The 22,980-nt window shown below is 65.6% G+C and carries 22 protein-coding genes; 10 read left to right on the forward strand and 12 right to left on the reverse strand.

Annotated features, from left to right (window positions below; all coding sequences use genetic code 11):
- The first annotated feature begins 52 nt into the window (after positions 1–52).
- From dusB to hflX, 7 genes are all read left to right on the forward strand, one after another.
- On the forward strand, positions 53–1,051 hold the full coding sequence (dusB, locus tag BXU08_RS04855; RefSeq protein ID WP_077509058.1) for a tRNA dihydrouridine synthase DusB: 999 nt from the start codon (positions 53–55) through the stop codon (positions 1,049–1,051).
- Complete coding sequence (locus BXU08_RS04860; protein WP_077509059.1) at positions 1,027–2,124, forward strand: nitrogen regulation protein NR(II); 1,098 nt, start codon at positions 1,027–1,029, stop codon at positions 2,122–2,124. The genes dusB and BXU08_RS04860 overlap by 25 nt, the downstream gene beginning before the upstream one ends.
- The gene (gene ntrC, locus BXU08_RS04865; RefSeq protein WP_077509060.1) at positions 2,121–3,563 is read left to right on the forward strand and encodes a nitrogen regulation protein NR(I); all 1,443 of its coding nucleotides are present in this window, start codon (positions 2,121–2,123) and stop codon (positions 3,561–3,563) included. Before BXU08_RS04860 ends, ntrC begins: the two co-directional genes overlap by 4 nt.
- Positions 3,564–3,623: 60 nt before the next feature.
- Positions 3,624–5,882, forward strand: coding sequence for an ATP-binding protein (locus BXU08_RS04870; protein WP_077509061.1), 2,259 nt, complete (start codon positions 3,624–3,626; stop codon positions 5,880–5,882).
- Positions 5,879–7,258 carry a sigma-54 dependent transcriptional regulator gene (locus tag BXU08_RS04875; protein ID WP_077509062.1) on the forward strand — a complete coding sequence of 460 codons (1,380 nt, stop codon included), beginning with the start codon at positions 5,879–5,881 and terminating at the stop codon, positions 7,256–7,258. The genes BXU08_RS04870 and BXU08_RS04875 overlap by 4 nt, the downstream gene beginning before the upstream one ends.
- Positions 7,259–7,380: 122 nt before the next feature.
- Positions 7,381–7,872 carry an RNA chaperone Hfq gene (gene hfq / locus BXU08_RS04880; protein WP_077512015.1) on the forward strand — a complete coding sequence of 164 codons (492 nt, stop codon included), beginning with the start codon at positions 7,381–7,383 and terminating at the stop codon, positions 7,870–7,872.
- A gap of 6 nt (positions 7,873–7,878) precedes the next feature.
- Complete coding sequence (gene hflX / locus BXU08_RS04885; protein ID WP_077509063.1) at positions 7,879–9,171, forward strand: GTPase HflX; 1,293 nt, start codon at positions 7,879–7,881, stop codon at positions 9,169–9,171.
- Between the two features lie 404 nt (positions 9,172–9,575).
- Here the strand turns inward: hflX and mazG are convergent, their stop codons facing one another.
- The 8 genes from mazG to hisI all read right to left on the reverse strand — a co-directional run bounded on the left by mazG (position 9,576) and on the right by hisI (position 15,982).
- Positions 9,576–10,328 carry a nucleoside triphosphate pyrophosphohydrolase gene (gene mazG / locus BXU08_RS04890; protein ID WP_376787771.1) on the reverse strand — a complete coding sequence of 251 codons (753 nt, stop codon included), beginning with the start codon at positions 10,326–10,328 and terminating at the stop codon, positions 9,576–9,578.
- 72 nt (positions 10,329–10,400) lie between these two features.
- Positions 10,401–11,030, reverse strand: coding sequence for a hypothetical protein (locus BXU08_RS04895; RefSeq protein ID WP_077509064.1), 630 nt, complete (start codon positions 11,028–11,030; stop codon positions 10,401–10,403).
- 28 nt (positions 11,031–11,058) lie between these two features.
- Positions 11,059–11,736 (reverse strand): TIGR02281 family clan AA aspartic protease, encoded by a 678-nt coding sequence (locus BXU08_RS04900; RefSeq protein ID WP_253190513.1) that lies wholly within the window; start codon positions 11,734–11,736, stop codon positions 11,059–11,061.
- Positions 11,733–12,500 carry an MBL fold metallo-hydrolase gene (locus BXU08_RS04905; protein ID WP_077509066.1) on the reverse strand — a complete coding sequence of 256 codons (768 nt, stop codon included), beginning with the start codon at positions 12,498–12,500 and terminating at the stop codon, positions 11,733–11,735. Before BXU08_RS04905 ends, BXU08_RS04900 begins: the two co-directional genes overlap by 4 nt.
- A 274-nt stretch (positions 12,501–12,774) precedes the next feature.
- Complete coding sequence (locus BXU08_RS04915) at positions 12,775–13,554, reverse strand: TatD family hydrolase (RefSeq protein WP_077509068.1); 780 nt, start codon at positions 13,552–13,554, stop codon at positions 12,775–12,777.
- On the reverse strand, positions 13,551–15,056 hold the full coding sequence (gene metG, locus BXU08_RS04920; RefSeq protein ID WP_077509069.1) for a methionine--tRNA ligase: 1,506 nt from the start codon (positions 15,054–15,056) through the stop codon (positions 13,551–13,553). Before metG ends, BXU08_RS04915 begins: the two co-directional genes overlap by 4 nt.
- 75 nt (positions 15,057–15,131) lie before the next feature.
- On the reverse strand, positions 15,132–15,623 hold the full coding sequence (locus tag BXU08_RS04925; RefSeq protein WP_077509070.1) for a hypothetical protein: 492 nt from the start codon (positions 15,621–15,623) through the stop codon (positions 15,132–15,134).
- Positions 15,620–15,982 (reverse strand): phosphoribosyl-AMP cyclohydrolase, encoded by a 363-nt coding sequence (hisI, locus tag BXU08_RS04930; RefSeq protein ID WP_077509071.1) that lies wholly within the window; start codon positions 15,980–15,982, stop codon positions 15,620–15,622. Before hisI ends, BXU08_RS04925 begins: the two co-directional genes overlap by 4 nt.
- Before the next feature lie 106 nt (positions 15,983–16,088).
- On the opposite strand from hisI, the gene BXU08_RS04935 reads away from it, so the two are divergent.
- A complete protein-coding gene (locus BXU08_RS04935) occupies positions 16,089–16,643 on the forward strand; it encodes a hypothetical protein (protein WP_077509072.1) in 555 nt (184 codons plus the stop codon).
- 36 nt (positions 16,644–16,679) lie between these two features.
- Here BXU08_RS04935 and BXU08_RS04940 read toward each other — a convergent pair whose 3' ends face one another.
- Positions 16,680–16,928 (reverse strand): Rho termination factor N-terminal domain-containing protein, encoded by a 249-nt coding sequence (locus BXU08_RS04940; RefSeq protein ID WP_077509073.1) that lies wholly within the window; start codon positions 16,926–16,928, stop codon positions 16,680–16,682.
- 128 nt (positions 16,929–17,056) lie between these two features.
- Between BXU08_RS04940 and purF the strand changes: the two genes are divergently transcribed.
- Positions 17,057–18,514: an amidophosphoribosyltransferase gene (gene purF, locus BXU08_RS04945; protein WP_077509074.1), complete on the forward strand. Its 1,458-nt coding sequence runs from the start codon at positions 17,057–17,059 to the stop codon at positions 18,512–18,514.
- A 109-nt stretch (positions 18,515–18,623) separates the two neighbouring features.
- On the forward strand, positions 18,624–19,334 hold the full coding sequence (locus BXU08_RS04950; RefSeq protein WP_077509075.1) for an SDR family NAD(P)-dependent oxidoreductase: 711 nt from the start codon (positions 18,624–18,626) through the stop codon (positions 19,332–19,334).
- 141 nt (positions 19,335–19,475) lie between these two features.
- Here BXU08_RS04950 and BXU08_RS04955 read toward each other — a convergent pair whose 3' ends face one another.
- The 3 genes from BXU08_RS04955 to BXU08_RS04965 all read right to left on the reverse strand — a co-directional run bounded on the left by BXU08_RS04955 (position 19,476) and on the right by BXU08_RS04965 (position 22,963).
- Positions 19,476–20,624, reverse strand: a complete 1,149-nt coding sequence (locus BXU08_RS04955) for a serine hydrolase (RefSeq protein ID WP_253190514.1) — start codon at positions 20,622–20,624, stop codon at positions 19,476–19,478.
- Positions 20,624–21,862, reverse strand: coding sequence for a cyclopropane-fatty-acyl-phospholipid synthase family protein (locus BXU08_RS04960; RefSeq protein WP_077509076.1), 1,239 nt, complete (start codon positions 21,860–21,862; stop codon positions 20,624–20,626). Before BXU08_RS04960 ends, BXU08_RS04955 begins: the two co-directional genes overlap by 1 nt.
- 66 nt (positions 21,863–21,928) lie before the next feature.
- Positions 21,929–22,963, reverse strand: coding sequence for a 2-oxoacid:ferredoxin oxidoreductase subunit beta (locus BXU08_RS04965; RefSeq protein WP_077509077.1), 1,035 nt, complete (start codon positions 22,961–22,963; stop codon positions 21,929–21,931).
- Between the last annotated feature and the right edge of the window lie 17 nt (positions 22,964–22,980).

The following is a 22,980-nucleotide window of genomic DNA, read 5'->3' on the forward strand; positions in this document are numbered from 1 at the left end:
GCCAATGCGGGCTTGCGCGGCTAGGCGTCGCTGCCTATTTTTCAGGCATATCATGAGCGAACTCACCCCCATCCAGATCGGCCCCGTCCGGGTCGAAGCGCCGGTGCTGCTCGCGCCGATGACCGGTGTGACCGACTTACCGTTCCGCCGCGTGGTGCGGCGCTATGGCTCGGGGCTCAACGTTACCGAGATGGTTGCCAGTCAGGCGGCTATCCGCGAGACGCGCCAGTCGCTCCAGAAATTCGCCTGGGATCCGATCGAGAATCCGGTGTCGATGCAGCTGGTCGGCTGCACCCCCTATGAGATGGCGGAAGCGGCCAAGCTCAGCGAAGAGCGCGGCGCGGCGATCGTCGATATCAACATGGGCTGCCCGGTGCGCAAGGTGACCAGTGGCGATGCGGGGTCAGCGCTGATGCGCGACCTCAAGCTCGCCGCGTCGCTGATCGAGGCGTGCGTCAAGGCGGTCAGCGTGCCCGTCACCGTCAAGATGCGGATGGGCTGGTGCCATGACAGCCTCAACGCGCCCGAACTCGCACGCATCGCCGAGGATCTCGGCGCGAAGATGATCACCGTTCACGGCCGCACCCGCAACCAGATGTACAAGGGCTCGGCAGACTGGGGCTTCATTCGGACCGTCAAGGACGCCGTGACGATTCCGGTGATCGCCAATGGCGACATCTGCACAATCGAGGATGCACGCACCGCGCTGGCGCAATCGGGTGCCGACGGCGTGATGATCGGCCGTGGCGCCTATGGCAAACCATGGATCCTGCGGCAGGTGATGGACGCGCTGACCGGCGAGGAGGCGCTTCCCGATCCCTCGTATGACGAGCAATATCGCGTGATCACCGAGCATTATGTCGACACGCTCAGCCATTACGGCAACGAAGTCGGCGTCAACATGATGCGCAAGCATATCGGCTGGTACACCAAGGGCATCCACGGCTCGGCCGAGTTCCGCAACAACGTCAACAAGATCTCGGACCCCGTGCGCGTGCTCGCCATGCTCGCCGAATTCTACGCGCCATGGTCTTCACGCGCGGCGGCTTGAGGCGCGCCAAGCAGGAACCGGTACAGGGACCTGGCTTTGGCGAGCTGTTCGCGGCGTTGCCCGTTGCGGTGCTGGTGATTGATCCGGACGGACGCATCGCCCATGCCAATTCCGCGTGCGAGCTGCTGCTCAATCACAGCGAAACGACGATGGTCGGGCAGCCCTATGACGCAGTGCTGCGCCCACCCGAGGACTATGCCGATCGCCGCGACGGCCACGGCTTTGCGGCGTTCGACATCGAGATCGAAGCGATCCGCGGCCCGCGCGTCCGTGTCGATTTCGTCGAAACACCGGTCGCCGACCAGCCCGGATGGCGGATCGTCACGCTCCATCATGCGCCCCAATCGCGACGCGTGGCGCAAGGCGCTGATCGCACCGCGGGCGCGCGCGCCGCAGTCGGCGCGGCGGCGATGCTGGCGCATGAGATCAAGAACCCGCTCTCGGGAATCCGCGGCGCCGCGCAGCTGCTCGAGAGCGGCAGTGAGGAGCGCGAGCTCACTCAGCTGATCACCACCGAAGTCGACCGCATCGTCGCGCTGATCGACCGGATGCAGGACTTCACCGATACCCGCCCGCTCAAGCTGGCGCCGACCAACATCTATCCGTTGCTCGATCACGCGCGGCGCGTGGCGCTAGCCGGGTTCGCACGGGGCATGGTGATCGAGGAGCATTTCGATCCCTCGCTGCCGCCGGTTCTGGTCGATTCCGATGCGCTCCTCCAAGTGCTGGTCAATCTGCTCAAGAATGCCGCCGAGGCGCTTAGCGGGCTGGCCAAGCCGCGAATCACGCTGGCGACTGCCTATCGCCACGGGATGTCGGTGAGCACCGGCGCGGGACGGCCGCGCCAGCCGCTGCCGATCGAAATACTCGTCATCGACAATGGGCCCGGCGCGCCCGCCGATATTGCCGAGCATCTGTTCGAGCCGTTCGTGTCGGGCAAGCCGGAAGGGAAGGGATTGGGGTTGCCGCTGGTCGAGAAGCTTGTCCGCGACATGGGCGGCATCGTACAATATGCCCGCGAGCGCGAACCCGAGGTCACGCTGTTCCGAATCCTGTTGCCGAGGGCGGCATGAGCGGTTCGGTCCTGATCGTCGATGACGACAGCGCGATCCGCACCGTGGTTGCTGCGGCGCTCAAGCGGGAGGGGCACCGGGTCACCACTGCTGCGAGCATCGCCGAACTGCGCCGTGCGCTGGCCACCGGGCTGCCCGACGTGCTGGTGACCGACGTGGTGCTGCCCGACGGCAACGGGCTCGACGTGGCGGCGGGGCTCGCCGAGGAACATCCCGAACTGCCGATCATCGTCTTCTCGGCGCAGAACACGCTGGCGACTGCGGTTCGCGCAACCGAGGTCGGCGCATTCGATTACTTGCCCAAGCCGTTCGACCTCGACGTGCTCGCCCAGGCGGTGCGCGGCGCGATCGCGCGGCGGCAGCGTCAGCCTGCCGAATTCGCCGAAATCGAAGTCGTTAGTGGCTCGACGCTGATCGGCCGCTCGCCGGCGATGCAGGAAGTGTATCGCGTGATCGCGCGCGTCGTTTCGAACGACCTGACCGTGCTCGTCTCGGGCGAATCGGGGACAGGCAAGGAACTGGTGGCGCAGGCGATCCACGATCTGGGGCCCCGCCGCCGCGCGCCGTTCGTGGCGCTCAACATGGCGGCGATCCCGCGCGACCTGATCGAAGCCGAGTTGTTCGGGCACGAACGCGGCGCCTTTACCGGCGCGGCGACTCGCGTCGCCGGCAAGTTCGAGCAGGCAGCGGGCGGCACGCTGTTCCTCGACGAGATCGGCGACATGCCGATGGACGCGCAGACCCGTTTGCTGCGCGTGCTCCAGTCTGGGGAATTCACCACCGTCGGCGGCGCGCGGACGATCCGCGCCGATGTCCGCATCGTCGCGGCGACGAACAAGGATCTTGGCCAGCTCGTCCAGAGCGGCCAGTTCCGCGAAGATCTGTTCTACCGGCTCAACGTCGTACCGGTCAGCCTGCCCGCACTGCGCGAACGCCGGCAGGATGTGCCGCTGCTCGCGCGCCATTTCCTCGACCGTGCCGCCGAAGCCGGACTGCCGCGCAAACAGCTCGATCAAGGCGCGATGGCGGTGCTCGAAGGCTATGACTGGCCCGGCAACGTCCGCGAGCTCGAGAATTTGATGCGCCGCATCGCTGCGCTGAGCCGAGACGAGTGGATCGACGCAGACGCCATCCGCCGGGCGATCGGCGAGGCCGGACACTTCCAGCCCGAGTCGCGCGATGCGGGGATCGATGCGGCGGTTCGCGCCCGCCTGGAGCGCATGGCGATCGAGGAACCCCGCGCGCTCGACGACGGCAGCCTCTACGAGCGCATCATCGGTGAAGTCGAGCGCCCGCTGATCGAGGCGATGCTCGCACGCCACCAGAACAACCAGCTTCGCGCCGCCCGCGCGCTAGGCATCAACCGCAACACGCTGCGAAAACGACTCGATACACTAGGGATCGAGATGGGCGCGGATCGATCGACCGGTGCCGATTAGCGACGATTAGCGTAAAATTATGTGTTCTTTCGGCCACAATCTCGTTGTATCTAGGCAACGATGGATGCCGTGACCGAGCAGATTGCAGAAGCTGCACCGCGCAAGCGGCGGCTGAGCGTCACGCCGGGGGTAGAGCTCGGCGTGCTGGTGCTCGCGATCGTGGTCGCCACGGTAACCTACGCCATCGTCAGTGGCCGCGGGTCGTCCGAGCAGTTGCTCGCGCCGCCGGTGATTGCGCTGCTCCTCGTCGCCAATCTGATCTCGTGCGGTGCGCTCATCGTGCTGCTGGGCCGGCGCGTAGCTAAGCGGCGCGCGGCGCGATCGCCGTCTGGCGGGGAAGGGCGGCTGCATGTACGGCTCGTCGCGATCTTCTCGGTGCTGGCATCGGTGCCGACGGTGCTGCTCGCGGTGATCGCGTCGCTGCTGTTCCAATATGCAGCCGATTTCTGGTTCTCGCCCCGCACGCAAAGCATGCTCGATAATTCGCAGCGGCTGGCGCAGGAATCCTATGCGCAGCTGCTCAGCTATGTCGACAACGAGAATGTAGCGATGGCGAACGACGTCCGGCGGATGCTGTTCGAATATCGCTGGGAGCCCGACAGCGCCGAATTCAAGAGCACGCTGGCGCAATCGGTGTTCCAGCGCAGCCTGGCCAGCGCGGTTCTCTTTACCGTGGACGCCAAGGGGCAGATCCAGACGATCGCGATCGTCAAAAACTCCGACCGCAACCCGATGCAGGACATCGAGTATAACGATATCAAGAAGCTGCGGAGCGGCGCGCCGAGCGTAGTCGGCACCAATGCCCAGCGCACCTATTCCTTCGCGCGGGTCGAGGGCACCGACTTCTATCTCTATGCGACGCGCGAAGTAGGGGCCAAGGAGATGGCCGACCGCGTCGAGCGTGTCCGTGCCGTACTCACCGACTATCAGACGCTGCTGAGCCGAACGCGTGCGTTTCAGCTGCAATTCAACGTGGCGCTGCTGGTGATTTCGCTGCTTGTGATCGGAGTCGTGGTGTTCATCGCGCTCGCCGTCGCGGATCGGCTGGTCCGGCCGGTCAACGAACTGGTCGGCGCAGCGCGCAAGGTGGCGGCGGGCGACCTCAATGCGCGGGTGCCCGAGCGCCGGACGCGCGACGAGATCGGCGTGCTGTCGGCAGCATTCAACCAGATGACGAGCCGGCTGCAGGAACAGACCAACGCGCTGGTCACTGCCAATGCGCAGATCGAAAGCCGCCGTGCCCTGATCGAGGCAGTGATGTCGGGGGTCTCCGCCGGGGTCATCTCGATCGCCTCGGACCGGACGGTGCGGCTGATGAACGCCTCGGCGCTCGCCCTGCTGCGGCGTGATGAGCAGGATTGGGCCGGCAAGCCGCTCGGCGCGATTGCGCCCGAGCTCGACGAACTGCTCGACCAGCCCGAGCGCGAGGCGGTCGCGCAGGTCACCGTGGGCGGCGAGGCGCGGACGCTCGCGGTCAAGATCACTTCTGACGAGGCGGGGCAGGTTCTCACCTTTGACGACATCACCCAGCAGTTGCTCGACCAGCGCCGCGCGGCCTGGTCCGATGTGGCGCGGCGGATCGCGCACGAAATCAAGAACCCGCTTACACCGATTCAGCTCGCCGCCGAGCGCCTCCAGCGCCGCTACGGCAAGCAGATCGAAGGCGGGGAGGGTGTGTTCAGCCAGCTTACCGGTACCATCATCCGCCAGGTCGGCGATCTGCGGCGGATGGTCGACGAATTCTCGTCGTTTGCGCGGATGCCCAAGCCGCTGTTCCGGCGCGAGTCGCTGCTCGACATCGCGCGGCAAGCGATGTTCCTTCATGAAGTCGCGCATCCGACGATCCGCTTCGAGCTCGATACCCCCGACGATCCGCCGAGCCTCGTCTCGGATCGCCGCCAGATGGGGCAGGCGCTAACCAACGTCATCAAGAACGCCGTCGAGGCGATCGAGGCCCGTGGCGAGGGCGAGGCGCTGCCGCAAGGCGAAGTTTCGCTGACGATCCGGGAGGAAGACGAGAACCGCATCCTCCTGACCGTCGCCGACAACGGCGTCGGCCTGCCGGTCGAGCGCGATCGCATCGTCGAGCCCTACATGACGACGCGCAGCCGCGGCACCGGGCTTGGCCTCGCGATCGTCAAGAAGATCGTCGAGGAGCATTGCGGCACGATCGCATTCAGCGACCATGCGGGCGGCGGCACCGTCGTCACGATCGCCTTCGATACCGAGGCGCTCGACAAGCTCGCCCTTCAGAACACCGATGCCGACGCCGCCGAACCGCGCGCGCCGGCCCTTACCAGAACCGGAAAACCCTCATGAGCCTCGATATCCTCGTCGTCGACGACGAACGCGACATCCGCGAACTGGTCGCGGGTGTGCTGGAAGACGAAGGCTATGAGACGCGTGGCGCCGCCGATAGTGATGCCGCGCTGGAAGCCATCGCCGAGCGCCGGCCCAGCCTGGTGCTGCTCGACGTGTGGCTGCAGGGCTCGCGGCTCGACGGGCTCGAACTGCTCGACGAGATGAAGCGGCGCGATCCCTCGATCCCGGTGCTGGTGATCTCGGGACATGGCAATATCGATACCGCAGTGGCCGCGATCCGCCGGGGCGCTTCCGACTTCATCGAGAAGCCGTTCGAGGCCGAGCGGCTGCTGCTGCTGGTCGAGCGCGCGACCGAGACCGAACGGCTGCGCCGCGAAGTCGTGTCGCTGCGACTCTCGGTCGGGCGCGAGAATGACCTGACCGGCAATTCCGCGGCGATCAACACCGTGCGCGCCACCCTGAAGCGCGTCGCCTCGACCGGAAGCCGGGTGCTGATCAACGGCGGCGCGGGCGTCGGCAAGGAAGTCGCGGCGCGGCTGCTCCACGGCTGGAGCCAGCGCTCGGCCGCGCCCTTCGTAATCGTCAGCGCGGCGCGGATGACGCCCGAGCGAGTCGAGGAGGAATTGTTCGGTGCGGAGGAGGGGGGCGACCTCGTCCGCCCCGGGCTGCTCGAACAGGCGCACGGCGGCACGCTGTTCCTGGACGAGATCGCCGACATGCCAATCGCGACGCAGGCGCGGATACTGCGCGTGCTCACCGACCAGAGCTTCAGCCGAGTCGGGGGTACGCGCGTCGTCAAGGTCGACGTCCGCGTCGTATCGGCGACCGCGCGCGACCTGATGGCCGAGATCGCCGCGGGGCGCTTCCGCGAGGATCTCTATTACCGGTTGAACGTCGTCCCGGTCTCGATCCCGCCGCTCACCGACCGGCGCGAGGACATCCCGGTGCTCGTCGAGCATTTCGTGGCGCACTACGCGAATGAGCGCCGCGTGCCGACGCCCGAAGTGGCGCCCGATGCCATGGTCGCGCTGCAGAGCTATGAATGGCCGGGCAATGTCCGCCAGCTGCGCAATGTCGTCGAGCGTACCGTCATCCTGGCGCCGGGCGACCGGATCGGGCGGATCGACCTTGATCTGTTGCCTCCCGAAGTGCTCGGCAAGCCCGGCGATGCCGGCGGCGCGACGGGCGCTAATGCGATCATGGGTGCACCGCTCAAGGAGGCGCGCGAGACCTTCGAGCGCGAATATCTGCGCGTCCAGATCCGCCGCTTCTCCGGCAATATCTCGCGCACCGCGAGCTTCATCGGGATGGAGCGATCGGCGCTGCACCGCAAATTGAAGCTGCTGGGCATCACCGAGACGCGCGAGGAATAGGTTGGACGCGGCGCCGCCGAACCAATAGACTGCAGGCTCCGCACCAAGGTGGCGCGGCATTCCGACGCCGGGAACCGGCGCGAAGCGGGACACGAGCCCGCCAAGAATAGAAGGAAACTATGATGGCCGAGAAGCAGACCTCGCTTCAGGACCTTTTCCTCAACTCGCTTCGGCGCTCCAAGGTGCCGGTGACGATGTTCCTCGTGAAGGGCGTCAAGCTCCAGGGGATCGTCACCTGGTTCGACAATTTCTCGGTGCTCCTCCGCCGCGACGGCCAGTCGCAGCTGATCTACAAGCATGCCATCTCGACGATCATGCCCGCGGGCCCGATCGATCTCGCCTCGCTTCTCGAAGCAGCGGGAGAGTTCCAGCACAAGAACCCGGTTTTGCAGGAGATTTTCCTCAACGCCGTGCGCCGCCAGCAGGAAAACGTCACTATGTTCCTGGTGAACGGCGTGATGCTCCAAGGCCAGATCGCCGCATTCGACCTGTTCTGCATGCTGCTCCAGCGCGAAGGCATGGCCCAGTTGGTGTACAAGCACGCGGTGTCGACCATCCAGCCGGCGCATCCGCTCAACCTCGCCGAGGAAACAACGGCGCCCGACGGCGATTGAGCATCCATGTCCACTGGTTTTGATCGCGACGCCGACGAGTTCTCCCGCGGCGCGCGGGCGATTGTCGTCTATCCCGAAATGGGCGGCAGCTCGCGTGATGCGGAAGCGCGTCTCGAAGAGACCGCCGGGCTTGCCGCGGCGATCGGAGTCGAGGTGCGCGAGAAGCTCGCAGTCAAGCTGCGCCAGCCAAAGCCGGGGACGCTGATCGGCTCGGGCCAGGTCGAGGCGATCGCGGAAACCGTGCGCGATCAGGAGCTTCAGCTCGCGGTCTTCGACGCGGCCTTAACGCCGGTGCAACAGCGCAACCTCGAAACCGCGCTCAAGTGCAAGGTGATCGATCGCACCGGGCTGATCCTTGAGATTTTCGGCGAGCGCGCGCGTACTGCCGAGGGGCGGCTGCAGGTCGAGCTTGCCCATCTGGATTACCAGGCGGGCCGGCTGGTGCGCAGCTGGACCCATCTGGAGCGCCAGCGCGGCGGGTTCGGCTTTCTCGGCGGACCCGGCGAGACACAGATCGAAGCCGATCGGCGGTTGATTCGCGACCGGATGGCGCGGCTCAAGAAGGAGCTCGACCAGGTCAGCCGAACGCGGACGCTCCACCGCGACCGGCGCCAGCGCGCGCCGTGGCCGGTGATCGCGCTGGTCGGCTACACCAATGCTGGAAAGTCCACGCTTTTCAATCGCTTGACCGGTGCTGACGTCATGGCGGAGAACCTTCTCTTCGCGACGCTGGACCCGACCTTGCGGCAGATCTCGCTGCCCGGCATCGACAAGGCGATCCTCTCCGACACGGTGGGGTTCGTCTCCGAACTGCCGACCCAGTTGGTCGCGGCGTTCAAGGCGACGCTGGAGGAAGTGGTGTCGGCCGACCTGCTGATCCATGTCCGCGACATCGCGCACCCCGATACCGACGCCCAGCGCGCCGATGTCGAGAAGGTGCTGAGCGAGATCGGCGTGGCGCTGGAAACCCCGCGGTTCGAGGCCTGGAACAAGCTCGACCTGCTCGACGAGGAGCGGCGCGCGCTGTTGCTCGACGATGCCGGCAAGCGCGAGGACGTGATGCCGATCTCGGCCTGGACGGGCGAGGGGATCGATACGCTGATCGAAACGGTCGCTGCACGGCTGACCGCGGGACACCGGCGCTACACGATCACGCTGCCTGCTGGCGACGGGGCGGGGGGCGCCTGGCTCCACCAGCACGGCGAAGTGGTCGAGCAGCGGATCGAGGGCGATGCGGCGGTGTACGAAGTCCGCATGGCGCCGGGCGACTATGAGCGGTTTCTCACCCGACAGGGGTGAATGTGGACACTGTGAAACGCGGAAACCGATTTTTCGGCGCGACGGCCGATTTTGTGGGTTCGACCGGGGAAAGCGGAACATGGCGTCGCCGACGTTGACACGGTGACGCTGCGGGCATTCCACATTGGTGGCTAAAGGCGTCGATAGGTCGCACGATTGCTGGCGAAGGCCGCAGCGCAACGTCGCGGGGACGCGATGTGAATCCGGGCCCCGGCCCTCGCCGGGGTGACGAGAGGGACTTTTCTGGGCTCGACGGTTGAAAGAGCGGGTGGCGGTTCGGCGACCGCCGGCCAACTGAGCACGCGAAATCCTACTTCGCAATTGGATCGCCGCCAGCGCCATTCAAACAGAAGAAACAGGATCCCGGCCAACGGCCGCGATTATCGCTTATTCGGGTCGTGACCCTAGCCCTGCGCCTTTGCGCTGACCCACAGCGCTTCCTTCGCATCGAGATCCAGGCCTTCGAATGCGTCGCCAGCTTCGTCTTCCATCGCCTTGAAACGGCGCTCGAACTTGGCATTGGCGCCGCGCAGCGCAGCTTCGGGATCGATACCGTGCTTGCGGGCCCAGTTGACCACAGCGAACAGCAGGTCGCCGATTTCCTCCGCGCGATGCTCGGGCGTCGTCGCGGCTTCGACTTCGGCGAGTTCCTCATCAATCTTGGCGCGGGCGCCGCTGGGGTCCGGCCAGTCGAAGCCGGTGCGGGCAGCGCGCTTCTGGAGCTTTTCGGCGCGAAGCAAGGCGGGGAGGCCAAGCGCGACGCCGGCCAGCGCGCTTTCATGCCCCTTGGCGCCCCGCTCCGCGGCCTTGATTTGTTCCCATAGATGATGGCCGCCATTCTCGGCCTCGCCGAAGATGTGGGGGTGGCGGCGCTCCATCTTGTCGCTGATCGATGCGATAACGTCGGGAAGCGCGAAATGGCCGGCTTCCTCGGCAATGCGGCTGTGGAACACGACCTGGAGGAGCAGATCGCCAAGTTCGTCCCTGAGCTCGGCGACGTCGCCGCGATGGATGGCGTCGGCGACTTCATAGGCCTCCTCGATCGTGTAGGGCGCGATCGTCTCGAAGGTCTGGACGCTATCCCATTCGCAGCCGTGCACGGGGTCACGCAGGCGGGCCATGATCGCAGTAAGTCGGGCGATGGGAATGTCGGTCACGAAAGCGTCCTCAACTGAGTCGCGCGAGGAATAGGGGCTGCGGGCACCTCGGCAAAGGCACGCGAGGCGTTTTCAGCGCTTGCACCCGCGTGACGGGGCCTTCGCCGGGACCGCGTGCAGTTCCGCAGAGGGATAGCGGACCGGCACGAGTTCGATGCCGCGGCAATCGATGATACCCCATCTGCCGCCGGTGACGACGTGGTGCTCGCCGCCATCGACGGGCATCAGGCTGCAGCCGATGCAGACCTCGGCGCGGCCGCGCTCGAACGGTTCGCCCCAATCATAGGCGGTGCGGATGCGGACGCGGAGCTGGCGATCGACATAGGCCAGATGGCCACCGATCCGGCCCCGCGCGAGGCCCCACGAGAACGGATCGGGACCATTGTCGAAGGTCAGCATGCGAGCCATTCGGCCATTGCGGTGGCGATAGAACCAGCCGGCCTGCGCGATCGAAAGCTGGGCGAGCCCGTGATCGTAGCCGAGCCTTGCGACGACCGCCGGAGCCAGCCGGGGCTGCTCGGAGGCGTCGGTCGCGCAGGCTTCGGCATGTTCCAGCATGCCGCTGCGGTCCGAATAGAAGCACGCCACCGGATAGTCTGAAGGCTGGGCTTCGACGACCGCCGGGATCGCCAGCAGCGGCAGTGCTGCGATCGCAGGGAAGTGGGTCCGAATGACGGCTAATGTAAGAACGATAATATACATTATGTAAAACGGAGGCGCGTGGCGAATGTCAGATGTCGTCCCTCCGCACCCGGCGCCTTGGCTCGGGCTCGGGCGCGATGCTTGCGTCGGTGCCGGCGTCACTGGCACCGGCCTTGGGCACGAGGATCAGCGTCTTGTTCTCGACGCGCCAGCTGTGCAGCTTCGACAGGAAGTTCATGCCGAGCACGTCGAGGTTTCCGAAGCTGTCCGAAACCACCACGCCGAGATCGTCGGTCCTGAGCGGTCCGATCTCGAGCTTCTCGATCCGGCCGCGCCGTGCCGACACGGTGCCGTTTGCAGTCTCGATCATCACCGGCATGCCGCGGCTCTCGCCGATCCCGGCGGCCGAGGCCGTGCGTGCCGAAATCGCAGTGATCGTCGCGCCGCTGTCGATCAGCATCCGCCGTTCGACGCCGTTGAGCATCACGCGCGCCCAGAAATGGCCGTCGGGCGCCATGCGGATGCGAACGGTCTCGCCGTCGACCTGCTGGTCTTCGATGCCCAGCCTGGTCGAGGCTGCGGCGAACAATGCACCGATCTCATGCCGATGCGCCACCGCGAGCACGGTCAGCACGATGATCAGCGCCCAGGTCACCAGCGAGCGCAGCACGAACCCGATCGAGAGCTTCCGCACCGAAAGCGCGCTGAGCACGAGCACCAGCACGCCGACCAGGTAGATCAGATCCATGCTGTCCCAGTCGCTCACGCCAGAATCTCCAAGCCGTCATAGCCGGGCTCGATCCCTTCGGGCAGCTCGGCGGTCAGTCCGATATAGTCCATCGAGTTGTCCATATGAACCAGTGCGGAACGGCGCGGGCGCAACTCCCCTATCCAGCCCACTACCTGCGCGAGAGTTGGGTGCGTCGGATGCGGCGCGCGGCGCAAGGCATCGACGACCCAGACGTCGAGCCCGGTGTAGAGCGCGCGCATCTTGCTCGTCATCTCATGGAAGTCTGTAGCATAACCTATTGATTTATCCTTACTATCGAAACGAAGTCCGGCGGATGTGATGCCGCCGTGCGGCTGATCGGCAACGGTGATGCGGATGTCGCCGATGGTTAGGCTGTCGGGCAGGGTTTCGAGTGCGATCGTCGGGCGATAGAGCGCGCGGCCGAAGAATGCGTAGTGGAACTTGGTTTCGAGCTGCTCGCGGGTGAAGGCGCGGGCATAGCCGCGAACCGGCTCGCCGTTGCGGATGTGCATGAGCTGGCGGAGATCGTCGATGCCGTGGGTGTGATCGGCATGATCGTGGGTCCAGATCACTGCATCGACATCCGCGATGTCGGCGGCGAGGAGTTGCCCGCGCATGTCCGGGCTGGTGTCGATCAGGATGCGGGTGGTGTCGGTTGAGACGAGGACCGAGGCGCGGGTGCGGCGGTTGCGCGGCTCGTTCGGATCGCAGGCACCCCAGTCGTTGCCGATGCGCGGGACGCCGGAGGAGGTGCCCGAGCCGAGGATGCGGATTTTCATGCGTTGATCACGCAGAGGCGCGAAGGCGCAGAGAACCAGCAGAGCGGCGCTGGCAATGACGCCGCGTCAGCGGCGGGGTGTCGAAACAGCACGTCGAAGGCACCATCCCAATTGTGGCGGTCTACAACCTCCGCGCCTCTGCGCCTCTGCGCGAACCTATGCTTCTTCTTCGTGCCTTCGTGGCTTCGCGTGAAAATCCCTGCCTTCAACGCCCGATGAATGGCCCCTTCCCTGACCTCTCCCGCAAGCGACAGGGGAACGAGCGCCGCCGCGATCACGCCAGCGTCTTGGCGAACAGTTTGTGGAAGTTCTGGCGAGTGGCTTCGGCCAGCGCTTCGGGGTCTTCGCCGCGGAGCTGCGCGAGGAAGCGGCAGGTGTCCGCTACGAACGCGGGTTCGCCGGTCTTGCCGCGATGGGGCACGGGGGCAAGGAACGGGGCGTCGGTCTCTATCAGCAAGCGGTCGAGCGGCAGGCGCGCGGCGGTTTCCTGCAGGTCCCTGGCGTTCTTGAACGTCACGATGCCAGAGATCGAGATGTAGAAGCCGAGATCCAGCGCGATGTCGGCAAAGGCGCCGCTGGCGGTGAAGCAGTGGATCACGCCGGGGAAGGCGCCCTTCCCCATCTCGTCGCGGAGGAGTTCGGCAGTGTCTTCCTCGGCGTCGCGGGTGTGGACGATGATTGGGAGACCGGTTTCGCGCGATGCGGAGAGGTGGGCGCGGAAGCTGGCGCGCTGGCGGTCGCGGTCGGAGTGGTCGTAATAATAATCGAGGCCGCTTTCGCCGATGCCGACGACGCGGGGGTGCTGAGCGCGCTCGACCAGCTTCGACGTGTCGATATCGGGATGCTGGTCGGCTTCGTGCGGATGAATGCCGACGCTCGCCCAGACGTCCGCTTCGCGCTCGGCGACGGCGATGACGTCATCCCATTCGTTTTCCCGCGTCGAGATGTTGAGCATCGCCACCACGCCGGCGTCGCGGGCGCGCGCCAGCACTTCGGGCTGCTGCTCGCCAAGGCCCTTGTAGATCAGGTGGCAATGGCTGTCGGCCAGTCTCACGCTTCCTCCGCCGCCTGCAGTTCCAGTCGCGGGAAGATGGGGGTCGGCGGGGCGATGCGGAAGTCCTCGTCGTCGGTCGAGGGGAGTTGCGCGAGCAATTTGCCTGCCGAGGTCGGGATCACCGGGAGGATCGTAGTGGCAAGGCGGTGGATCGCGCGGAGCAGCGTACGCAGCACGGCATTCATCCGCTCGGCATCGGTTTTCCGAAGCGCCCAGGGCGCCTGCGCGTCGATATATTGGTTGCAGGCGAACACGCCGGTCATCCACGTCTCGACGCCCTGACTGAGCGCAAGATCGTCGAATGCGGTGCGGAAGGCGGCGCAGGCGACGTCCACTTCGGCGAGGAGGACGGCGTCGGCCTCTTCGCTCCGGCCCTCGGGGACATGGCCGTCGCAATTCTTGGCGATGAAGGCGAGGACGCGCTGGGCGAGATTGCCGAAGCTGTTCGACAGGTCGGCATTGGCGCGGGTGACGATCGCTTCGTCGCTGAACGTGCCGTCATTGCCGAAGCTGACGTCGCGCAGCAGGAAATAGCGCAAGGCATCGACGCCATAGAGCTCGGCGAGCTGCATCGGATCGACGACGTTACCGACCGACTTGGACATCTTTTCCCCGCGGTTGAGCAGGAAGCCGTGGCCGAAGACCTGCCTGGGCAGCGGCAGCTTTGCCGACATCAGGAAGGCGGGCCAATAGACGGCGTGGAAGCGGACGATGTCCTTGCCGATCAGATGGATGTCGGCGGGCCAGTATTTGGCGAAGCGATCGGCATCGTCGGGATAGCCCGCGCCAGTGATGTAGTTGGTGAGCGCGTCGACCCAGACGTACATCACGTGATCGGGGGAGCCCGGCACCGGCACGCCCCAATCGAAGCTGGTGCGGCTGACCGAGAGATCGACCAGTCCGCCCTCGACGAAGCGCAGGATCTCGTTGCGGCGCGATTCCGGGCGGATGAAGTCGGGATTGGCGGCGTATAGATCGAGCAGGGGCTGCTGGTACTTGGAGAGCTTGAAGAACCAGGTCTCCTCCGCGGTCCACTCGACGGGGGTGCCCTGCGGCGAGAGCTTCACGCCCCCTTCCCCCTCGGTCAGTTCCTTCTCTTCGTAGAACGCCTCGTCGCGGACCGAATACCAGCCCTCGTAGCGATCGAGATAGAGGTCGCCGGCATCCTGCATCGCCTGCCAGATCGCCTGGCTCGCGGCATAGTGCCCGGGTTCGGAGGTGCGGATGAAACGGTCGTACGAAATATCGAGAACGTCGGCCATCTCAAGGAAATAGCTGGACATCTCGTCGGCCAGCTCGCGCGGTTCGATGCCGCGGTCGCGCGCGGTCTTGACCATCTTGAGGCCGTGCTCGTCGGTGCCGGTCTGGAAGAAGACGTCGCGGCCGTGCTGGCGCTGGTAGCGCGCGATCGCGTCGGCGGCGATCATCTCATAGGCATGGCCGATATGCGGGCGGCCATTGGGATAGTGGATTGCTGTCGAGATATAGAAGGGATCGGCCATGGCGCGGCTTTAGGAGCGGTGGGCGGTGGGGGCAACCTCCCCCGCGGGTGCTCCTGCCTTCGCCGAAGCAAAGAGCTAGTCCCCGCACAATCGCCGTCCGCCGGCATCGCGCATCGCGGCGGCTTCGGCGGCGGATTCGCTCAGGCGGGCGGCTTCTAGGCCGGTGAACGAGGCGCGTCGGGCGCAGAGCTTCTTGCAGGCGTCGGGGAGCACGCCGGGAAACTTGATCCGCTCGCCGTCATAGGTCGCGTCGAAGTTGCAGCCATCCTTGCCGAGTGCGATCCTGAGCGTGGCGCCGCTGCGCTCGACGCTGCCGGCGCCGCTGCAGGTGATGCGGTCGCCATAATCGACATAGGCGCCGATCCGATACGTCGAGCCGGTTCGGACGACGCAGATCCGGTCGGTGTCGCGGGCGTAGAGGCCGGTGAGATCGCTATCGTCGGGGTCGCGGACCAGACCGCGCTCGATCGCCGCGCTTTCGAGATCCTGCGGTTGCTCGGCATTGTTCCCGCCCTGCCCGCCCGAACAGGCAGCGAGCAGCAGCGCCAGCGCAAGCGCGAACCTCATGCGTCGCGGACCAGGCAGCCGTCCTCGATGCGACGGAAGAAGCAGCTGCGCTCGCCGGTATGGCAGGCGGGGCCGGCGGCTTCGACCTTGAGCCACAGCGCGTCCTGGTCGCAATCGATGCGCGCCTCGACGACGCGGAGGACATGGCCCGAACTCTCGCCCTTTTTCCACAGGCGGGCGCGGCTGCGGGACCAGAAATGCGCCTCGCCGGTGGCGAGGGTCGCCTCCAGCGCTTCGGCGTTCATATGGGCGAGCATGAGCAGCTCGCCGGTCGCTGCGTCGGTGGCGACGGCGGTGATGAGGCCGGCGGCGTCGTATTTTGGGTCGAGCGCGTTGCCCGTTTCGCGATTGGTGTCCACGTCGCGGCTCTAGCCCAATCCGATAGGCACGCGAAAGGTGATCGCGCGGGTTAGGCGTGCCTTAACGTGGCTTGCGCTCCCCGCGGCAACTTTCGGAGAGAGCCTCATGTTCGACGCCCTGCTCGCCGCCGCGCTTCTGGCCCATCCCGCACCACAAGCAAGCGCCTTGCCGCAGATCGCCACTGGTGATCCCGAGCTTGCCATTATCTTCGTCAATGCCCTTCCCGAGGTCTGTTTTCGCGCTACCCGCGGCGCTTCTCCGGCTACAGACGCTTCGTTGAAGAAGCTCGCTGCCGTGCCCGACATCATCGCGTCCGACTATGGCCGCTTCCCGACCTGGTTCAGCCTGGCCAAGCGGCCGAACAATGTCTTTGTCGGCTTCAGTGCGGAGGCCAACGACTGCCACCTGGTTCTCGCCGACACCACTCAGACCGTCGAAGTGCAGAAGAAGGTCATTGCCGCCCTTACCGCCAGCGGCTTCCGCGCGCAGCAGGACGCCCGATCGAAGGGCATGACCGACATGATCTTCGTCAGCGCCGTTCCGGATGGCTATATACTTGTTTCACTGCAGGCCCCCTTGGCGCCGGTCGAGGGCGGCAAGGGGGCGCAGGGTGCCGTGCACGTCCGGCTGATATCCAAGGCCGCCTTTGAAGCGCGGTGAGTCCCGTATCGTCCGGCGCCCTACCGTCGCGGGTGCTCAATGCTCGCGGATGGCGTCGATCAGCTCGTCCTTGTCCATTTTCGAGCGGCCTTCGATGCCAATGTCCTTGGCTTCGTCGTACAGTTCGTCCTTCGAGCGGTTCTCGAGATGAGTGCCGCCCTTGTCGAGCGTGCCGGCGGCTTTCGCATTGGCGATTCGCGCGGCCTTTTCCTTCGATGCACCGTCGGCGCGGAGGTCCTCGTAAAGCTTGTCGTTCTTGATCTGGGGTCCGTGATCCTGGGCCATGCGGGGCTCCTTTCACCCTGAAAAACCAACGAAATCGCCCGGAAGTTCATTTCCTCGTGACAAACCGGCGACAAACCCGGGCGAACTGCCTATATGGCCCCGGAGAGTTCCCAACCCCTTGAGGGCTGATGCTTACCACGCACCCGTTTGATGACGACAAGCTGCGCGAAGAGTGCGGCATTTTCGGTGTTTCCAATTCCGAAGGCGCTGCGGCGCTGGTGGCATTGGGACTCCATGCACTCCAGCACCGTGGGCAGGAGGCCGCCGGCATCACCAGCTGGGACGGCCATCAGTTCCACACGCATCGCGCGATGGGCCATGTCGCCGGCAATTTCGATCGCGACGACGTGATCCGCAGCCTTTCCGGCAACACGGCGGCGGGTCATGTCCGCTATGCGACCACCGGTGACACTGCGATCCGCAACGTCCAGCCGCTCTATGCAGAGCTGGCGAGCGGCGGCTTCGCGGTGGCGCATAACGGCAACATCTCGAACGCGATGCGACTTCGCAAGGACCTGGTCCGGCGCGGCGCGATCTTCCAGTCGACCAGCGACACCGAAGTGATCATTCACCTCGTCGCGACCTCGCAATATCGAACGCTGATCGACCGGTTCATCGATGCGCTCAAGCAAGTCGAGGGCGCCTATTCGCTGATCGTGATGACGCCCGAGGGCATGATCGCTTGCCGCGATCCGCTGGGCATCCGCCCGCTGGTGATGGGCAAGCTCGACGATTCGATCATCTTCGCCTCCGAGACGGTGGCGCTCGACGTGGTCGGCGCCGAATATGTCCGCGATGTCGAGCCCGGCGAGCTGGTGATCGTCAAAGGCAGCGAGATCAGCTCGCACAAGCCCTTTCCCGCGGTCGCGGCACGGCCGTGCATCTTCGAATATGTCTATTTCTCGCGGCCAGACTCGATTGCCGAGGACCGCAGCGTCTATTCGGTGCGCAAGGCGATCGGCGCGCAGCTGGCGATCGAATCGCCGGTCGATGCCGATCTGGTCGTCCCGGTGCCCGATTCGGGCGTGCCGGCGGCGATCGGATATGCCCAGCAGAGCGGCATCCCGTTCGAGCTGGGGATCATCCGCTCGCATTATGTCGGGCGCACCTTCATCCAGCCGGGTGACAAGGTCCGCCACCTCGGCGTCAAGCTCAAGCACAACGCCAACAAGGAACTGATCAAGGGCAAGCGTATCGTGCTGATCGACGATTCGATCGTGCGCGGAACGACGAGCCTCAAGATCGTCCAGATGATGCACGAAGCAGGTGCGGCCGAGGTCCATCTGCGCATCGCGTCCCCGCCGACGCGGCATTCGTGCTTCTACGGCGTCGATACGCCCGAGCGGGCCAAGCTGCTCGCCGCCAAGCTCGACGTCGAGGGGATGACCGACTTCATCCATGCCGACAGCCTGGCGTTCGTCAGCATCGACGGTCTGTACAAGGCGCTGGGCGAGGCGCACCGCGCCGACATCCACCCCAAATATTGCGACGCCTGCTTCACCGGCGACTATCCGACCACGCTCACCGACCAGGATGAGCTTCAGCCGGTCGACCAGTTCGCACTGCTCGAAGAACGCGTGGGCTGAACTACCCTCCCGTTCGTGCTGAGCTTGTCGAAGCGCGGTTCTCCTTTATGAGCGCATGTCTCGAAAAGAACCGCCCTTCGACAAGCTCAGGGCGAACGGAAGTGGATAGATGACGGACAAGTCGCTTGAGGGTAAAATCGCGCTCGTCACCGGCGCCAGCCGCGGCATCGGCGCGGCCACTGCGCGCGCGCTGGGCGCCGCGGGCGCGCATGTAGTGCTGACTGCGCGGACCGCGGGCGGGCTCGAGGAAGTCGAGGAAGCGATCTACGCGTCGGGCGGCTCCGCGACGATCGCGCCGATGGACCTGACCGAGAATGAGAGCGTCGCGCGCCTCGCGGCGGCGGTTTCCGAGCGCTGGAACACGCTCGACCTGCTGGTGCTCAACGCGGCGTCGCTAGGCACGCTGAGCGCCGTGCCTGCAATCGACTTCAAGGAATTCGCCAAGGTGCTGACGCTCAACGTCACGGCGCAGGCGGCGATGCTCGCTTCGTTCGATCCGCTGTTGCGGACGGCGACGCAGGCGCGGGTGCTGGGCATCACTTCCAGCGTGGGTCGCACGCCGCGGGCCTATTGGGGGCCTTATGGCGCATCGAAGGCGGCGTTCGAGAATCTGCTGCTGAGCTATGGCGAGGAAGTGCGGCACGTCAGCGGCATACGCGTGGGCATCATTGATCCCGGCGCGACGCGGACCAAGATGCGCGCGCGCGCGTTTCCGGGCGAAAATGCCGAAAGCGTGAAGGCGCCGGAGGTGGTAGCCGAGCGGATCGCCCAACTGGCGATCGACGGATTCGAGACGGGGTATTTCGAGCGAGTGGGATAACAGGGCTAGGGTGTCGATCAATCGCTCCCCTTCCGCTTGCGAGAGGGGTCGGGGAAAGGCCTGACCTACGTGAGTCGCGCGAACCTCCCCGTGAGCCCCTCCCCTGAACCCCTCCCGCAAGCGGAAGGGGATTAGCGCAGGTTATCTGGCAGCCGCCACGAACAACTTGTCGAGGAACGCGGTCCGCGCGATGCCGTAGTCGCGGTCGCTGGCCTTGTCCGCAGCGGCCGAGACCACGATCACCGTCCTAGTCTTGGGGTCGACACGGATCGTCTGGCCGAAGATGCCCTGCGCGCCGAAGCGGTCCTGCGGATAGGTCCACCATTGATAGCCATATCCGCGGCCCGGCGCACCGATATCGGCGTGGGACCGAGTCGATTCGGCGAACCAGTTGGCCGGGACGACCCCCTTGCCGCCTTCGAGCGCGAGCTGGCCCATCCGGGCATAGTCGCGCAGACTCACCGACAGGCAGCAGCCGCTGACTTCGTGGCCCGACGGATCGACCATCCAGAAGGCGTCCTGCTCCATGCCATACGGCCGCCAGACCTTTTCGCTGAGATAGTCGGCGAGTGGCTTCCTGGTCGCGCGCATCACGAGCACGCCGATCAAATTGGTCTCGCCGGTCTTGTAGACCCATTTGCTGCCCGGCGCGGTCTCGCGCGATAGCTTCTTCATGTAGTAGACTGTGGGATCCTCGCCCGCTGGGACGGCTTCGAGGAACATGCGCGCGACGTCCGACTTCGCGTCGGTATAGTCCTCGTTCCACTTCACGCCCGAAGTCATGGTGAGCAGCTGGGCGATGGTGACGCCGTCATAGCCGCTGCCGGCAAGCTCGGGGATGTATCGGGTCACCGGCTCATCGACCGACTTGATGTAGCCGTCCCTGATCGCCGCGCCGACCAGGGTCGATGTGAACGACTTGGCGACCGAGAAGCTGGTCCAGCGCCCGTCCCGATCATAGCCCCGCGCATAACGTTCGAGGCGGATCTTGCCGTCCTGAAGGACGATCAGGCCCGAGATGTTCTGGCTGGCGATGAAGGCGTCAAGCTCGGCATCGGAGACAGGCAGCGGCGTGCCCGCGGGCAGCCTGCGGATCTTGCCGCCGGCCTTGACGACATGGCCGGGAAATATCTTTTCCATGTGCGGGAAATTGGCGTCGCGCTGGGCCTGGCTCCAGAACAGCACCTCGGCACCGACCTTGCGCAGGCCGCTGGTGTCCTGCGCCGCGACCGGCGTACCGGCGATCGTTCCCAGCGCCAGCGCACCCGCCAGCATTATCCCCTTGATCATCACCCCTCCTTGACCAGCGTCGCCTGGACGACGTCGATGCCGCCACCGCGAAAGCCGCCTTCGCAATATTTGAGATAATAGCGCCACAGGGCGACGAAGCGCGCGTCGAACTGCGCCGGCAGCAGCCCCGCCGCGGCCGCCGCGTCGAACTTCTCGCGCCAGAGCCGGAGTGTCTCGGCATAATCGAGACCGAAATTGACCTGATCGCGCCATTCAAGACGGTTGGCGGCGGCAAGACGCTGGAACTCGCTCGTGCGGATCAGCAGTCCGCCGGGGAAGATATAGCGCTGGATGAAGTCGACATTGTTCGCATAGCCTTCGAACAGCGCATCGTCGAAGGTGATGACCTGTAACGCTGCGCGGCCGCCGGGCTTCAGCGCGCGGGCGATCGCGGCGAGATAAGCAGGCCAGTATCGGCGGCCGACCGCTTCGGCCATTTCGATGCTGACCACCGCGTCGTAAGTGCCGGTGACATCGCGATAATCGGTGAGCGCGAAGCGGGCGCCGTCCTGCCCGGCAGTGCGCGCTTCGGCCCAGGCCTTTTGTTCGGTCGAAAGCGTGATGCCATGGATCTGCCGTCCCTGCCCCAGCGCCAGTTCGGCGAACGAGCCCCAGCCGCAGCCGATCTCGAGGATCGTGTCGCCGGACGCCGTCGCGGTGCGATCCAGCATCGCCTGGAGCTTGGCGGTCTGGGCATCCTCAAGCGACTGGCCCGGATCGGCGAACAGCGCGCTCGAATATGTCATGCCGGCGTCGAGCCAGGGGCGGTAGAAGTCGTTGCCGAGATCGTAGTGGAACTCGATGTTGCGCCGCGATCCGCCGCGATGGTTGCGCCGCGCCCAATGCCAGACCCGCTTTGCGACGCGCCACGGGCCGGTGGCGCGTGCGGGCCGGGCGAGGCCGGCGCGGTTACGGCTAAACAGCGCGAAGAGCTGGACCGGGTCGGGGCTGGCCCACTCCCCCGCCTCCCAGCTTTCGTACCAGCCGCTCGATCCTTCCAGCGCCAGCCGGAGCATTGCGCGCCAGCTGCGCAACTCGACGACGGCAACGGGGCCGTCGGCGCGTCCGCCGAGCAGCCGCGCGCGGCCGTTGGGCAGGAGCAGTTCGAGACTGCCTTGAGCGATGCCGCGGTCGAACCGGTCGATCTGGCGATGCAGGATCGGGGCGAGGATGTCGGGAAACCGGCGCGAGCGACGCTCGAGAGGCTCGCTGGCCTGGGTTCGCTGCGGCGCGTTCATTGTGCGACCTAAATGCACGTCCCGCCGGCGGGCAAGCGCTTATCGCGCGCCGGCGGGTTTAGCCGATCACAGCGAGTGCGGCTGCTTGTCGACCATCCAGGTCTGGCCCTTGGCGACGAGCTTCTGCAGGTCGGGCTTCTTGCCCTCGGCCGCGGCCTGGTTCTGCGCGATTACGGCGCTCTCGAAGGTGGGCGCCGGATCGTCGTAGAGCACGCCCAGCGCCATCGGGAACGGCCCGAACGGCATCTCGACCAGCATGTGCGCGACGGCGCGGTTGACGACATTGTGGACGATCACGCCCGCGGCTTCCCAATCACCTTCGGCGACATCGACAACCTTGAGCGTCAGCGCCTCGCGGTCGAGCGCGATCCCCTTGGCACCGCCGGCGAAGAGCATCGGCTTGCCGTGTTCCACCCAGAGCTGGTTGAGCGCGGCATTGGGCTTGGCAGTGAAGGATTCGAAGACGTCGTCATTGTAGACGATGCAGTTCTGGAAGATCTCAACGAAGGCAGCGCCCTGATGCGCGTGCGCAGCCTTGAGAACCGATGGCAGGTTCTTGTGCACGTCGATCCCGCGGGCGACGAAGCGGGCGCCGCTGCCGAGCGCGAAGGCGCAGGGCTTGGCCGGGTGATCGACCGAGCCGAACGGCGTGGAAGGCGAGCGCGTCCCCTCGCGGCTGGTCGGCGAATATTGGCCTTTGGTGAGGCCGTAGATCTCGTTGTTGAACAACAGGAACTGGCAGTTCAGATTTCGTCTGAGGAGATGCATCGTGTGGTTGCCGCCGATCGACAGCGCATCGCCGTCGCCGGTGATGATCCACACGTCGAGATCGGGATTGGCGAGCTTGACCCCCGTCGCCACCGCCGGCGCGCGGCCGTGGATGGTGTGGAAGCCATAGGTCTCCATGTAATAGGGGAAGCGCGACGAGCAGCCGATGCCGCTGACGAATACGGTGTTTTCGGGCGTCGCGCCGATCTCGGGCATCGTCCGCTGCACCGCCTTGAGGATCGCATAATCGCCGCAGCCCGGGCACCAGCGGACCTCCTGATCGGTCTCCCAGTCCTTGGGCGTGCTTGGGCGGATCGGAGTGATCTCGTTCATGGCTTCGTACCTTCTAC

It is taken from the genome of Sphingomonas sp. LM7, assembly GCF_002002925.1.
Classification (GTDB): Bacteria; Pseudomonadota; Alphaproteobacteria; order Sphingomonadales; family Sphingomonadaceae; genus Sphingomonas.